Origin of the sequence: Micromonospora sp. LOL_015 (assembly GCF_048060275.1) — a bacterium.
In the GTDB taxonomy this organism is placed as follows: domain Bacteria; phylum Actinomycetota; class Actinomycetes; order Mycobacteriales; family Micromonosporaceae; genus Micromonospora_E.
Window position 1 is genome coordinate 93,217 of the sequence record NZ_JBHMIO010000003.1, and the last position, 13,645, is coordinate 106,861.

General features: G+C 71.9%; 15 protein-coding genes and 1 pseudogene. 3 read left to right on the plus strand and 13 right to left on the minus strand.

Features of this window, described 5'->3' with window-relative positions; genetic code table 11:
- Nucleotides 1–5: 5 nt before the first annotated feature.
- The 7 genes from ACFHWU_RS04530 to ACFHWU_RS04560 form a co-directional block, all read right to left on the minus strand.
- On the minus strand, nucleotides 6–1,895 hold the full coding sequence (locus ACFHWU_RS04530; RefSeq protein WP_416567403.1) for an NADH-quinone oxidoreductase subunit L: 1,890 nt from the start codon (nucleotides 1,893–1,895) through the stop codon (nucleotides 6–8).
- On the minus strand, nucleotides 1,892–2,266 hold the full coding sequence (gene nuoK / locus ACFHWU_RS04535; protein ID WP_416551252.1) for an NADH-quinone oxidoreductase subunit NuoK: 375 nt from the start codon (nucleotides 2,264–2,266) through the stop codon (nucleotides 1,892–1,894). The genes ACFHWU_RS04530 and nuoK overlap by 4 nt, the downstream gene beginning before the upstream one ends.
- On the minus strand, nucleotides 2,266–2,838 hold the full coding sequence (locus ACFHWU_RS04540) for an NADH-quinone oxidoreductase subunit J (protein WP_416551251.1): 573 nt from the start codon (nucleotides 2,836–2,838) through the stop codon (nucleotides 2,266–2,268). The genes nuoK and ACFHWU_RS04540 overlap by 1 nt, the downstream gene beginning before the upstream one ends.
- Complete coding sequence (locus ACFHWU_RS04545) at nucleotides 2,835–3,461, minus strand: NuoI/complex I 23 kDa subunit family protein (protein ID WP_416589861.1); 627 nt, start codon at nucleotides 3,459–3,461, stop codon at nucleotides 2,835–2,837. Before ACFHWU_RS04545 ends, ACFHWU_RS04540 begins: the two co-directional genes overlap by 4 nt.
- Before the next feature lie 126 nt (nucleotides 3,462–3,587).
- The gene (locus ACFHWU_RS04550; RefSeq protein ID WP_416589862.1) at nucleotides 3,588–5,348 is read right to left on the minus strand and encodes a hypothetical protein; all 1,761 of its coding nucleotides are present in this window, start codon (nucleotides 5,346–5,348) and stop codon (nucleotides 3,588–3,590) included.
- Nucleotides 5,345–6,310, minus strand: coding sequence for an NADH-quinone oxidoreductase subunit NuoH (gene nuoH / locus ACFHWU_RS04555; protein ID WP_416551248.1), 966 nt, complete (start codon nucleotides 6,308–6,310; stop codon nucleotides 5,345–5,347). The genes ACFHWU_RS04550 and nuoH overlap by 4 nt, the downstream gene beginning before the upstream one ends.
- Nucleotides 6,310–7,026 (minus strand): NADH-quinone oxidoreductase subunit C, encoded by a 717-nt coding sequence (locus ACFHWU_RS04560; RefSeq protein WP_416589863.1) that lies wholly within the window; start codon nucleotides 7,024–7,026, stop codon nucleotides 6,310–6,312. Before ACFHWU_RS04560 ends, nuoH begins: the two co-directional genes overlap by 1 nt.
- An 86-nt stretch (nucleotides 7,027–7,112) precedes the next feature.
- Here ACFHWU_RS04560 and ACFHWU_RS04565 point away from each other — a divergent pair, with 86 nt between their 5' ends.
- A complete protein-coding gene (locus ACFHWU_RS04565; protein ID WP_416589864.1) occupies nucleotides 7,113–8,150 on the plus strand; it encodes a glucose 1-dehydrogenase in 1,038 nt (345 codons plus the stop codon).
- A gap of 606 nt (nucleotides 8,151–8,756) precedes the next feature.
- Here ACFHWU_RS04565 and ACFHWU_RS04570 read toward each other — a convergent pair.
- Both ACFHWU_RS04570 and ACFHWU_RS04575 read right to left on the minus strand, forming a co-directional pair.
- Entirely contained in the window at nucleotides 8,757–9,305 is a 549-nt protein-coding gene (locus tag ACFHWU_RS04570) for an NAD(P)H-binding protein (RefSeq protein WP_416589865.1), read from the minus strand.
- Nucleotides 9,298–9,747 carry a nuclear transport factor 2 family protein gene (locus tag ACFHWU_RS04575; protein WP_416589866.1) on the minus strand — a complete coding sequence of 150 codons (450 nt, stop codon included), beginning with the start codon at nucleotides 9,745–9,747 and terminating at the stop codon, nucleotides 9,298–9,300. The genes ACFHWU_RS04570 and ACFHWU_RS04575 overlap by 8 nt, the downstream gene beginning before the upstream one ends.
- Nucleotides 9,748–9,840: 93 nt before the next feature.
- Here ACFHWU_RS04575 and ACFHWU_RS04580 point away from each other — a divergent pair, with 93 nt between their 5' ends.
- Nucleotides 9,841–10,407 carry a TetR/AcrR family transcriptional regulator gene (locus ACFHWU_RS04580; RefSeq protein WP_416589867.1) on the plus strand — a complete coding sequence of 189 codons (567 nt, stop codon included), beginning with the start codon at nucleotides 9,841–9,843 and terminating at the stop codon, nucleotides 10,405–10,407.
- Here the strand turns inward: ACFHWU_RS04580 and ACFHWU_RS04585 are convergent.
- The 4 genes and pseudogenes from ACFHWU_RS04585 to ACFHWU_RS04600 form a co-directional block, all read right to left on the minus strand.
- Nucleotides 10,404–10,808: a type II toxin-antitoxin system PemK/MazF family toxin gene (locus tag ACFHWU_RS04585; protein WP_416589868.1), complete on the minus strand. Its 405-nt coding sequence runs from the start codon at nucleotides 10,806–10,808 to the stop codon at nucleotides 10,404–10,406. The genes ACFHWU_RS04580 and ACFHWU_RS04585 overlap by 4 nt on opposite strands.
- Nucleotides 10,798–11,442 (minus strand): type II toxin-antitoxin system antitoxin SocA domain-containing protein, encoded by a 645-nt coding sequence (locus ACFHWU_RS04590; RefSeq protein WP_416589869.1) that lies wholly within the window; start codon nucleotides 11,440–11,442, stop codon nucleotides 10,798–10,800. The genes ACFHWU_RS04585 and ACFHWU_RS04590 overlap by 11 nt, the downstream gene beginning before the upstream one ends.
- A 114-nt stretch (nucleotides 11,443–11,556) precedes the next feature.
- Nucleotides 11,557–11,864: pseudogene (locus ACFHWU_RS04595) on the minus strand (DUF2252 family protein); the annotation flags it as partial.
- A 16-nt stretch (nucleotides 11,865–11,880) separates the two neighbouring features.
- Entirely contained in the window at nucleotides 11,881–12,357 is a 477-nt protein-coding gene (locus ACFHWU_RS04600) for a hypothetical protein (protein ID WP_416589870.1), read from the minus strand.
- A gap of 111 nt (nucleotides 12,358–12,468) precedes the next feature.
- Between ACFHWU_RS04600 and ACFHWU_RS04605 the strand changes: the two genes are divergently transcribed.
- Nucleotides 12,469–13,641, plus strand: coding sequence for a serine hydrolase domain-containing protein (locus ACFHWU_RS04605; protein WP_416589871.1), 1,173 nt, complete (start codon nucleotides 12,469–12,471; stop codon nucleotides 13,639–13,641).
- Nucleotides 13,642–13,645: the final 4 nt, after the last annotated feature.

The following is a 13,645-nucleotide window of genomic DNA, read 5'->3' on the forward strand; positions in this document are numbered from 1 at the left end:
CCCGCTCATCCCGCGCTCCCCAGGGCGACGGCGGCGGTCGCCAACCCGATCAGCAGTACGCCGGCGAGGACCATGGTGACCGCCCGGGGCAGCGGGGCGGTGTGCCGGCGGCGCAGCCAGTCGCCCAGCCCGGTCACCGCCCGGCCGGTGCCGGTGACCGCGCCGTCGACGCCGGACTCGTCGCCGACCCGGGCCGCGGCGGCGAGCGCCGTCACCGGGCGGACCACCACGGCCCGCTGCACCGCGTCGAGCCAGAACGCCGCCGCGAACGCCGGCCGCAGCGGGCCGAGCACCCGCGCCGGGTCGGCGGCCGGGTCACGTCGGTGCAGCCACACCGCCGCGCCGACGCCGACGGCCAGCAGCAGCACCGGCAGCACCAGATCGGGACCGAAGTGGACCAGCTCGTCCGGCGGGGCACCGAGCCAGCCGGTGAAGGTGGGGCTGAACGCGGCCAGGCCGAGCAGCCCGGCCGGCACGGCCAGGGCCAGCACCGGCCAGCGCATCAACGCCGGCGGGTCGTGCGGGTGCACGCCGGCGGGCACCCGGGACGGCCCGAGGAAGGTACGCAGCAGCAGCCGGGTGGCGTACCCGGCGGTGACCGCCACCCCGACGAGCCCGGCGGTCCAGACCAGCCAGCCCAGCCACGCCGGCACCGGCCCGTCGCCGGGGTGGCGGGCGGCTTCGGCGGCCGCGTACAGCACGCTCTCCTTGCTCCAGAAGCCGGCCAGCGGCGGCAGCCCGGCGAGCGCGCCGAGCCCGACGGCGGTGGCGGCGAAGGTGACCGGCATCGGCCGGCGCAGCCCGCCCATCGCCGACATCAGGTTGCTGCCGACGGCGTGGATCACGCAGCCGGCGGCGAGGAACAGCAGCGCCTTGAACGCGGCGTGGGTGAGCAGGTGGAACAGGGCGGCCGGTGGGGAGCCGACGGCCAACGCGCCGGTCATGTAGCCCAGCTGGGAGACGGTCGACCAGGCCAGTACCCGTTTGATGTCGTCGGCGGCGGTGGCCGCGAACGCGCCGAGCAGCAGGGTGACGACGCCGAGCACGCCGAGCAGTATCAGCGCGGCCGGGGCGGCGACGAAGACCGGGTAGAGCCGGGTCACCACGTAGACCCCGGCGGCGACCATGGTGGCGGCGTGGATCAGCGCGGAGATCGGCGTCGGGCCGGCCATCGCGTCCGGTAGCCAGGTGTGCAGCGGGAACTGGGCGCTCTTGCCGGCCACCCCGGCGAGCAGCAGCAGCGCCGCCGTGGTGACCGTGGCCGGCGGGTAGTCGTGGGCGAGCACCTCGGCGATTTGGAAGCTGCCGGCACCGATGCCGAGCACCGCGATGCCGAGCAGGAATCCGACGTCACCGACCCGGGTCACCAGGAACGCCTTCATGGCCGCCGCCGGTGCCTCGGGCAGCCGCCGGTCGTGCGCGATCAGCAGGTACGAGCAGGCGCCCATCACCTCCCAGCCGACCAGCAGCATGATCAGGTCACCGGCGACGACGACCAGCAGCATCGCGGCGGTGAACAGGCTGACCTGGGCGGCGTACGCCGGGTAGCGGTCGTCGCCGGCCAGGTAGGCGACGGAGTACAGCTGTACGGCGAGCGCGACCGCGCCGACCGCGACGGCGACCAGGGCGGCGGGGCCGTCCAGCCGTACGCCGAAGGTGACCGCCAGCCCGCCGACGTCGACCCACGACCGGGACTGCTCGACGGTCGGTGCCCCGCTGGCCAGCAGCGCGACGGCGACGGCCAGCGCGGCGGCGGCACCGCCGACGCCGAGCCCGGCGGCGACCCGCCGTCGGGTGGCGGGCAGCGGGTCGGGTCGCAGGCTGACCAGCAGGCCGACCAGGGCGGCCACGAACGGTACGGCGGGCAGCAGGTGGCCCAGGGTCGACCCGGTCACCCGGTCACCTCCTGCCGCTCGGCGACGCTGCCGGTTTGTTGGTCTGCGTCGAGCGGCCCGGCTGCGTCACCGGCGAGCGGCACGTCGTCGACGACCACGCTGGCCCGCAGCCGGTACAGGTGCAGCACGATGGCCAGCCCGACACCCACCTCGGCGGCGGCGATCACGATGATGAACAGGGCGAACGTCTGCCCGGTGTACGGCAGTGCGGCGCGCACCGTGGTGTCGGCGGTGACCAGGACCAGGTTGACGGCGTTGAGCATCAGCTCGACCGACATCAGCAGCAGGACGGCGTTGCGGCGGCGCAGCACGCCGTACAGGCCGAGCCCGAACAGCGCGGCGGCGACGAGGTACGGGATGACCGGGCGCATCAGCCGCGCCCGCCCGGCTCGGGCCGTTCAGCCTGCCCGGCCTGCTCGGGCTGTGCGCCGACGTCGGGGCTCGGCGCCGCGCCGACGTCGGGGCGGGACAGCACGATCGCGCCGATCAGCGCGGACAGCAGCAGCACCGACAGCACCTCGAACGGCAGCACCCAGCTACCGAAGACGGCTTCACCGAGCCGGTCGGCGGTGCCGGCGTCGGGCAGGTCGACGCGCGACCAGCGGTACGCGTCGACGAACAGCGCGGCCAGCCCCAGCCCGGCCCCGCCGCCGATCAGCGCGGCCGGCCAGCCGGGCCGGTCCAGGTCGGTGGCGGCACCGATCGGTGCGCGGGTGAGCATCACCGCGAACAGCAGCAGCACCACGACCGCGCCGACGTAGATCAGCACCTGCACCCAGGCGACCAGTTCGGCGGTCAGCACCAGGTACAGGCCGGCGACGGCACCGAGGCAGCCGACCAGGTAGAGGCCGGCGCGGACGATGTGCCGGGTGGTCACCACCAGGGCGGCGGCACCGACGGCGACCGCGCCGAGGGCGAGCAGCAGCACGTCCGTACCGGTCACGTGGTCGCCCCACGGGCAGGCCGACCGGGTGCGGGTCGGCCGGGTGCGGGTCGGCCGGGTGCGGCGGCCTTGCGGGCGGCGGCGGTCTCCTCCTTGGCTGGTTCGCCGTTCGGGTCGTGCGCCGGTGGCGGCGGTACGCTCGCCATCCACTCGCCGAGGTGTTCCTTGTCGTGCAGCAGGTTCCGGATGTCGTACTCGGCGTACTCGAACTCGGGCGACCAGTAGAGCGCGTCGAACGGGCAGACCTCGACGCAGATGCCGCAGTACATGCAGAGCGAGAAGTCGATGTCGAACCGGTCGAGGACGTTGCGCTGCCGGGCCCGGGCCGCCCCCGGCACCTGCACCTCCTCCTTGTGTGAGTCGATGTAGATGCACCAGTCGGGGCATTCGCGGGCGCAGAGCATGCAGACCGTGCAGTTCTCGGCCAGCAGCGCGATGACCCCACGGGAGCGGGGCGGCAGGTCGGGGGCGACGTCCGGGTACTGCTGGGTGTGGGCCGGGGAGACCATCGTCTTGAAGGTCGTCGCCAGACCTTTCAGCAGCCCTTCGCCGTGGCCGCCGCTGTGTCCGGTCGCGCCGTGTCCGGTCGCGCCGTGTCCGGTGTCGTGCTCCTCGCCGCTCATGCCGGTCGTCCGCCGCGTCGGTCCATGCGCCTCATCCTGCCGAATCCGTGCCGGGCACGCGAGCACCTGATCTCCGTTGCCTTCGATCTCCGCTGTTTCCGGTCTCCGTCGCCGATTGCCACGCTGTCACCAGCGGCCGAGGCAGGCGTGTTCCGGATCCGGTGCGACGACCGGCGGCTGCGGGTCCGGGCCGGCGGTCAGATCGACCAGCACCCAGGCCGCCGTGGACGTCGACCAGCGGTCGGCGGGGAAGTCGCGGATCTCCACGATGGTGCCGTACTCGGCGAACTCGGCGGCGACCCGGGTCACGTAGTCGTCCGGCGCGCTGCTCAGGTTGCGGCCGTGCACGTACCAGACCCGGTCGGCGTCCCCGAGCCACTCACCGAACGCCTGCGGGTCGCATTTGTCGTGACCGGACGGGTACAGCCGCACGGTACGCGGCGCCAGGTCGTGCTGCGGCCCGTACCAGACCACCATCCGGTAGCTGAACCAGTAGAACAGCACGACGTCGCCGGGCCGGGCCCGGTCGGCCACGTCGGTGAGCGCGGCGGGTCCGGCGTCCTTCATCCGTGGGTCGATCGCCTGCCGGTACGCCGCGACGGCCGCCGGGTGGGCGATCACCGGCAGCACGGCGGCGGCCACCAGCAGTGCCAGGGACGCCACCGCCACCCGGCCGACCCGCCGCACCCCGGTGCCAACGGGCGAAGTCAGCCCGGCGCTGGCGCGCAGGGCCAGCCGGACGCCGCCGTCCAGGCCGGCGACGACCAGGATCACCGTCGGGGCGATCAGCCAGGTCGCCACCCGGTCGGCGAGCGGCAGACCACGGGCCGCCGCGGCGGCCACCGCCACCAGCAGGGTCCCGCCGAGCATCGCCGCCCACAGCGGCCGGCGCCGCCAGATCAGCACGGCGACGCCGGCCACGGCGAACAGCAGGACCAGCAGCGGTTGCCGCCAGTCCAGGGTCACCGTGACGAAGCTGGACCACATCCGGGGCAGCCAGGCGAGGATCTCCACCGGCCCGGAGCCGGCCGGTGGGGTGCCGTCGGCGAAGTAGTCGGACTGGCCGGGCATGAACGGGAACCGGCGGCGGCGGTGGATCAGATAGCCGGCGAAGGCGACCGCCGGCGCGGAGCCGGCGAGCAGGACCACCGCGTCGGTCCAGCGGCGGCGCAGGGCGAGCAGCAGGGTCATCCCGGCGACGGCACCGGCGAGCACCAGCACCGCGGTCAGGCTGATGAAGACGGCGACCAAGGTGGCCGCCGCCCAGCCGACCGGGAGCAGCCAGCGGCACCGGCCTCGGCGGTGCCCGACCGAGGCCAGGTACCGGTCGCCGAGCAGCAGCACCGCCAGGGCGACCGCCGACTCGACGGCGTACTGCTTGAGCTCGCCGACGTAGGTCAGGATCATCGGCGCGGCGGCGACCAGCGCGGTCGCGGCGACCGCCGCCCACCACCCGGCCACCCGGCGGGTGATGATCGCGGTCAGCGCCAGGACGGCCAGCATGCCGGCCAGCGACGGCAGCCGCAGCACCCGTTCGCCGTCGCCGAACGCCCACCACAGGGTCTTTTCCAGCCAGAGCCAGCCGACCGGGGCGACCTGCTGGAACTCCATCCCCCGGGTCAGTTCGAGGAAGGTGCGGCGCAGGTTGATGGCGATGGCGGTCTCGTCGTTCCACAGCCAGTTGCCGGCGGCCCAGACCATGATCTGCCCGGCGGCGCCGGCGGCCAGGGTCACGGCGAGGGCGACCCGGGCCGGCCAACGCAGCCGGTGCCGAGCCAGCTGGCGCAGCCGGTGCCGGGGCGTCCGCCCGGTGCTGGCCGACGGCGATCCGTCGGGCTGGTCGACCCGACCGTCCACACGCTCCTGGGTGGACGTGACGCCGGTCATCCGATGGTCACCTTCACCCCTGCGGTGAGCACCAGCTGGGCCAGGGCAAGCGGCACCAGCACCAGCCAGCACAACCGTTGCAGCTGGTCCTCGCGCAGCCGGGGGAACGACACCCGCAGCCAGATGATCACGAACGCGACGGCGAAGACCTTCAGCAGCGTCCACAGCCAGCCGAGCTGTTCGACGCCGAACGGCCCCTGCCAGCCGCCGAGGAACAGCACGGTGGTCAGCGCGGCGATGACGACGATGCCGGCGTACTCGGCGAGCAGGAAGAACGCGAACCGCAGCCCGGTGTACTCGGTCAGGTAGCCGAAGACCAGCTCGGAGTCGGCGATCGGCATGTCGAACGGTGGGCGGCGGATCTCGGCCATGCCGGCGAGGAAGAACACGATCAGGGCGGGTGCCTGCCAGAGCAGCCACCAGGGCCGCCACGCTTCGACGATGCCGGACAGCGACAGGGTGCCGGCAGCCATCGCGACGCTGGCGGCGGCGAGCACCAGCGGCAACTCGTAGGCGAGCAGCTGGGCGGCGCCGCGCAGCCCGCCGAGCAGGCTGTACTTGTTGGCCGACGCCCAGGCGGCCATCAGCACGGCGACGACGCCGACGCCCATCACGGCCAGGACGAAGAACAGGCCGACGTCGAGCGGTTGGCCGACGAGGTCGCCCGGCCCGAGCGGGATGACGAGCAGGACCAGCAGGTACGGCACCAGGGCGATCGCCGGGGCGAGCCGGAACACCGGCCGGTCGGCGGCGCGCGGGGTGATGTCCTCCTTCTGCACGAACTTGACGCCGTCGGCGATGAGTTGCGCCCAGCCGTGGAAGCCACCGGCGTACATCGGGCCGAGCCGGCCCTGCATGTGCGCCATCGCCTTGTGTTCCAGCTGCCCGACGAGCAGCGGCAGGGTGAGGAACGCGACGACGACGGCACCGACCCGGATCGTCAACTCCAGCCAGAGCGGCATCAGGGCGTACCCCCGTCGGGTCGGCCGCCGTCGGGGCCGGCGTCGCGCGCGGACCGCGTACCGCCGTCGGGGTCGGCGTCGGGCGCGGACCTGGCGGCCTGCGGACCCCATTCGGTCGGCAGCGGTACGCCCGGTGGCCGCATCGGGGCCCGCCGGGCTCCCCCGCCGCCGCCGGCCGGTTCGCCGGGCTCCTTTGCGCCCGGCCACGGTTTGGCGACCCGGGCGGCGAGGACGAACTCCTTACGCAGCGGGTGGCCTTCGAACTCGGGGGGCAGCAGCAGCGGGGTGAGGGCGGGGTGGCCGACGAAGTGGACGCCGAACATCTCGTGGGTTTCCCGCTCGTGCCAGTCGGCGCCGGGGAACACGTCGACCACGGACAGCAGTTCGGGGCGTTCGCGCGGCACCCGGGTGCGCAGCAGCAGGCCGTGCCGGTGCCGGGTGGACCACAGGTGGGCGACGACCGCGAAGCCGTCGTCGAGCTCGTCGACGGCGGAGAGCCAGTCGAAGAAGTCGCAGGCCAGGGCGGCGTCGTCGCGGGCGGTGGCGAGCGCGGCCGGCCAACTGTCGGCGGGTACGTCGACGGTGGCCCGGGCGTACCGGTCGCCGCCGCCGGAGACCGTGGCGGTGACCTGCGCTGCCTCCGCCTCAGCCGCCGACGCAGCCGCCGGTCGGTCGAGCAGGCTGGCCAGGTGCGCGCCGATCTCCTCGGGGGTCATGGGTCTGATCCTAAGGGCGCGGGTGGGGCGCGAGCGGGTCCGACATTTCCCGTGTAGGTCCGGACCTGCGGGGAAACATCCCTGGCATGCGTGCGCTGACTGTCACCCCGGGCAAGGCCGACTCGTTGCGGCTCGTCGACGACGCGCCGGAGCCGTCACCCGACGAGGGTGAGGTGCTGGTCGAGGCGGTCGCGGTCGGCATCTGCGGCACCGACGGGGAGATCCTCGGCGGTGACTACGGCGAACCGCCGCCGGGCCGGGACACGCTGGTCCTCGGCCACGAGTCGCTGGGCCGGGTGCTCGAGGATCCGAGTGGCACGACCCGGCCGGGTGATTTGGTCGCCGGGATCGTCCGGCACCGGGATCCGGTGCCGTGCCGGTACTGCGCGGCCGGCGAGTGGGACATGTGCACCAACGGGCGGTACACCGAGTGCGGGATCAAGGGGATCGACGGGTTCGCCCGGCAGCGGTGGCGGGTGCCGGCCGAGTACGCCGTACCGCTGCGGCCGGAGCTGGGGCTGGCCGGGGTGCTGCTGGAGCCGACCAGTGTGGTCGCGAAGGCCTGGGACCACGTCGACCGGATCGGCGCCCGTGGCTTCTGGGCGCCGCAGCGGGTGCTGGTCACCGGGGCCGGACCGATCGGGCTGCTGGCGGCGCTGCTGAGTGTGCAGCGCGGTCTGGAGACGCATGTGCTGGCCCGGGGCACGTCGGGGCCGAAGCCGGAGCTGGCCCGCCGGCTGGGTGCGACGTACCACGCGGTGCCGGTGGAGGAGCTGGACTTCGACCCGGACATCATCATCGAATGCACCGGCGCGCCGCCGGTGGTACGTGAGGTGTTCAGCAAACTGGCACCGAACGGCATCGGCTGCCTGACCGGGATCAACGCCAAGGCCCACCACATCGAGCTGGACCTCAACGAGCTGAACCGCTGCCTGGTGTTGAAGAACAACGTCCTGTTCGGCACGGTCAACGCCAACCGGCGGCACTGGCGGCAGGCCGCCGACGCGCTGGCCCGCGCCGACCACGACTGGCTGATGGGCCTGATCACCCACCGGTACGGCCTGGACGACTACGAGCGGGCGTACGCCGAGGAGGAAGGCATCAAGACGGTCATCGAGTTCTGACCTGTCGGATCGGTGGCAGTTGGCACGAGGCACTCGGTTTCGGGTCGGACAGGCAGGGCCGCGCCGCGTACTCTAATGGAGATGGACGGCCGCGTGGCAGGCTGGGTGTTTCTGCCCGGTGAGGGTACGCGGATGCACGGCGCGGATCGGGCCGATGTAGGGCGCACTTTGTGCGGTCGCGACTTGGCAGCAGACGTGTTGGTACTGCAGAGCCCGCGCCGCATGTTCTCCATTTGCGTGGCCTGCCGTGACGCGGGTGCCGAGTACCCGATTCCACGATCTGCCGGGGCCGACGGTAGCCCTGGACGTCAGGCGTGGCAGCGAGTAGTGGAAGGCAATCGGCTCGGCTGGGTGAAGCTGCCTAGACCTGCACGGCAGGTACTCCACCGGCCTGACCCGTACATTCCCGACCGCGTCCTGTGCGGGTTGAAGCTGCCCGGCGGCGTGCCGATCCACGAAGAACTGCCGTGCGATTGGGCGCATTGCGACCGATGTCGGGCGAAAGCTGGTACGGGCTCCGGGAAGCCTCGCCGGGACCGCCGCGAGCCGGCCGCACCTGCCGCAGGTCATGTGCGAGCTGCCCCTGCCCCGCATGGCTCCGGTCTATCAGCGGCGGGTACCGACGGGACGTGCCTGCCCGGACTGCCACGCCATCCGAGCCCGAGTGCTAAAGGAACTCCGCCGTCTCACACCGCCCGTCAAGACCCCGACCAGAACACGGCAGCCGCCTCCTCCAAAGTTCTGCATGAACCAGGACGGGCGCAGCACCGTCCACTCCGGGAACCGGTCGACGATTTTGGCGTGCAGTTGGCCGGGGCCGGGGTCGCCGGTGCGGATCGCCGATGAGCTGAGCAGCACGATCCGGCGTACGCCGGCATCCTGAGCCAGGTCGAGGAAGGCGCCGACCTGGCCGACCGGGTCGGCACTGGCCGGCGGCGGCATCAGGTAGACGGCGTGGACGCCGTCGACGGCAGGCTGGTGGGTGGCCGGGTCGTGCCAGTCGAAGGGGACGTGGCTGGTGGCGGCGGCCGGGTCGATGGGGCGGTGCCGGCTGGCGGCCCGCACCGGGTGGCCGGCTGCGGCGAGGGTGGCGACGATGTGCCGGCCGACGTTGCCGGTCGCCCCGGTGACCAGGACGGTCCGCTGGTCAGACATCGGTGCCCACCGGGATCACAGCGGCGCCGGTCAGGTCGGGAGCGGCCAGCGGGTTCCAGTAGTCGCGGTAGTGGGCGATCCGGCCGTCCCGCACGGTCACCACGACGACGTACGACATCCGGTACGGCTGCCCGGTCGGTACGACGGTGCCGGTGGCGGTGAGTTCGGCGATCACCACGTCGGGGTCGACGCTCTGGTGCACGGTCACGTCGGGGAACTCGGCGATGTCGATCAGCTTCGGGTAGTCGATCAGGTAGCCGGTGACGGCGGCGATGCCGTCGAGGCGGCGCGGGTAGCCGGGTGGGGCGAACGGGAACTCGGCGACCGCGTCGTCGTGCCAGTGCGCGAGGAAGCCGGGCATGTCCTTGGCGAGCAGGTGGTCGACGCAGCGGTGCAGCAGTTGGGCGGCGGGGCTGCCGGTGGGGCTGGGCGCTTCGGTCACGGTGCCTCCTCTAGGATTCGGACCAGCGGTCCGGATCAACTATACGGACCGACGGTCCGGATATCCGAGGCGGGGGCGAGAGGACGGTCAACCGTGCCGGCAGCAGCACGTAAGGAACGGGTCGACGCCGCCCGCAACCGGGAAACCGTGCTGGCCGCCGCCGGCCGGCTGCTCGACGCCGCCGCCGACCCGGACGAGGTCACCATGGACGCCATCGCCCAGGCGGCCGGCGTCGGCAAGGGCACCCTGTTCCGCGGCTTCGGCGACCGCACCGGCCTGCTGCAGGCCCTCGCCGCCCAGCGCGGCACCGCCCTGCAGGCCACCCTGCAAGACTCTCGGCAGGGAGCCGGCCGGGATCCGGTGGCCGGGATCATCGCGATCTTCGACGCGATCCTCGACTACAAGCACGCCAACCGGGCACTGGCGCTGGCGTTGGAGAGCGCCGGCCGGGGCAGCCCGTACCTCAACCCGGCGTACGGCGACCTGCACCGCCACCTGACCGGCATGATCACCGGCGTACGCGGCCCGGAGCACGCCGATTTCCTGGCGCACGCCCTGCTCGCCGCCGTCCGCAGCGACCTGCTGCACCAGCTGCGCGACGAGCCGCCGGAGCGAATCCGGGCCGGCGTCGCCACCCTGATCCGCTCCGTACTGAGCTAGGACAGCTCGCCATCGTCCGGTTCGTCGATGTTCAGGCCCATGTACTGGAAGAGTCGGGCCTGGATCTCTTCGAGGCGCTCGGCCGTCAGAACCCCGAGATGGTCCTGGAGATCTGACTTGAGGAGCGGTTGCACCGCGACCACCCGTACCCAGCACTTCTTGGGCAGACCACCCTCGCTGGCCCTGAGCTTGACACAGTACTCCGTCTTGAGGGTGGTCGATGTGGAGATCGGAGCGACCAGGACGGTGGGCCAGCCTGCGACGCTGTTCGTGTTGGGACCACTGAGCACGACGACCGGCCTACGCTCGTCGTGATAGTTACGACCGTCGTTGGGCGGCAGCGAGATGGCTAGATCTTTGACGTAGTAGACCCCGCCGTTGATGACGGACTTACTGATCATCGTCAAGTAGCATCCCGTTTGCTCGTCGGCGCCCTTCGGCCAACTCAGCCATCTCCCGCTCAAGCTCCTGGCCGATACCCGGGTCGTTCTCCTGCTCCGGGAGCTGCCTGAGCACAGCCGACATCCTTCGCGCGAGCTTCGCAAGCTTGGGGCGCGGGCGCGCCAGCGACAGGTCGAGCACCACGCCCCGCTCGCGTTGTAGCGCGTCCTCCATCGGCGGGGTCTGGTAACTCAGGTCCTTGAGAGTCGCAGCCGCTAGCCCGCCCAGCTCGGTGAGGGTCTTCTCCAGAATCGCCATGTCCTCCGTAGGCATGTCGTAACCCGGGAGTTCACCAACGAGCCGGATCTGGAATCCCTGGTAGTAGGGGTCGCGTTGCACCACACGGCGCTCGACGAGCTCGTTCTCCAGGAACTGCAGGGAGTTGTTGAACGGGCCATGGTGCAGCCACCGCCACTCGACTCCGGAGACCGGATCCTCGCTTTCGCGCACTGCCGCGAGGTCGGTCAGGTAGAGGAACTTCGCCATCTTCAGCCGGGTGACCACGTACCCACGCTCGCGAGCCAACTTCAGCACCGCCACGTACGCCGCGACCGTTCGTCGCGACGCGGACAGCGGGGGCGGGGACTCTACCATCTCTCGCAACGCTACCCCACCCTCGCCCGACGCAGCATACTTGGCACTCATTAGAACACATGTTCGATCACTGGGCTAGCGTGCACCCCCGGGGCGGCCGAGGAGTCTTCCCGGTCAGACCCAGGGCAGCTGGCCGTTGCGGAACAGGTCAACGAAGATCCGGTGGTCAGTGCGGGCGCGGGCACCGTACGCATGGGCGAGGTCGACCAAGTCGTGGCTGGACCCGTTGTCGGCGACCAAGTGCATCCGGCCACCGAGTGGGCCAGGTCGGTGTCGACGCCGGCCAGCTCGGTGAAGCAGAGCCACGGGTTGGCGTGCGCCTGCAACGCCCGCTGCGACCCGGCGGTCCGGTGGCCCTGGTGCCGGAAGTACGCCCGGACACCTTCGTCGTGGACGTGCCGGGCGACGGCCGGCACCTGGGCCGGCAGCCGGTGTCCGTCACCCGACTTGTTTGCGTGGAGCGACGCCGCGGAACCGTTCGTGTGCCGACTGTCGGCTGATGCCGAGGGCGTTGCCGATCTCGGCCCAGGAGAGCCCGGCGTCCCGGGCGGCCACCACGGCGCGTTCGGTCAACTGCCGCTGCCAGCGTTCCACGTCGGCGAGGACGCCGAGTGCCTGCAACGGCCACATGGTGGCCAGTTCGGCGACGTTGTCGCGGAGGGTGTCGGAACGGCTCAGCAGCCAACCAGGGGGCGCGGCGGCCAGGATCGGCCTGATATGTCCGGCCCATTCGGAGGTGGCCATCCAGCGGCCCTCTTCGGCAGCCGGGTAGTCGCTGGTGCCGAGCCAGCCGCAACTGCACCGGGCCCGGTAGCCGACTGTGCCGGCCGGCGCTTCGGCGTCGGCGCTCAGCGTCCCGTCCGGTTGCCGGAACCCGATGATGTCCGCGTGCCCGGGAACCATTTCCTCCGCCACACCATCAGCATAGGCCGTCAGGATTTACTGACGCGGTATGTCAGGATAGCCTGACACAGACTGTGGCTCGAATGGATCGCCGTTCGGGCCCGACAGCTTGAAGGAGAGCCCATGCCGGTGGTCAATGGCACTGTCGCGCCGGGATACGAGCCGGTCCAGGAGGCATTCCTGGCAAACTTCGAAACCCGGTCCGAGGTCGGGGCGGCCGTCAGCGTCTACCGTCACGGACAGGAGGTGGTCTGCCTGTGGGGCGGGGTCGCCGATCCCACCACCGGCAACGCGTGGCGAAGGGACACCCTCCAGGTGGTCTACTCGGCCACCAAGAGCGCGGCGGTCACCTGCGCGCACCTGCTGGCGCAGCGTGGGCAGCTTGACCTGGACGCACCGGTCGCCGGGTACTGGCCGGAGTTCGCGGCAGCCGGCAAGAGCAACATCCCGGTCCGCTGGCTACTGTCCCACCAGGCCGGGCTGCCGGTACTCGACCGGCCGGTCCCGCTGGAGCAGGCGTTGGCCTGGGGGCCGGTCGTCGCCGCGCTGGCGGCCCAGGCACCCGCCTGGCGGCCGGGCACGGCGCACGGCTATCACGGCCTGACCTACGGATGGCTGGTCGGTGAAGTAGTACGGCGCGTGAGCGGCCGAAGCCTCGGCACATACTTCGCCGACAAGATCGCCAAACCACTCGGCCTGGACTTCTGGATCGGCCTGCCCGACACCGAGGCACACCGGGTCGCGCGGACCGTGGAGCAGCCGGCGACCCCACCCGTGTCCGAGGCGGTGCCAGAACAGTTGCGACAGGTGCTCGCCGCGTACACCGATCCGACATCTCTGGTGGTCCGGTCGATGACGGTGACCGACCCGCCGATCGACCTCACCGATCCGCGCACGTGGGCAGCGGAGATCCCAGCGGTCAACGGCATCTGCACTGCCTCGTCACTGGCCCGCTTCTACGCCGGGCTGATCGGCGAAGTCGACGGCATCCGGATTCTTTACGCGACCACCCTCGCCGCCGCCACCCGCGAACAGGCCAACGGAATCGACCAGGTGCTCATGGTCCCGACCCGACCTGCGCTCGGCTTCGGCCTGCCGCTGCCGGAGCAGCCATGGTGGTCGCCCACCGCCTTCGGCTTCCCAGGCCACGGCGGCTCGCTCGGCTACGCCGATCCGGCCAGCGGCATCGCCTTCGGGTACGTGACGAACGGACTCCGCGTCACGATGGGACCGGACCCTCGAACGACCGTCCTTGTCCAGGCCCTGCGGGACGCGGTGAGCCGGCAACCGGACTGACGGC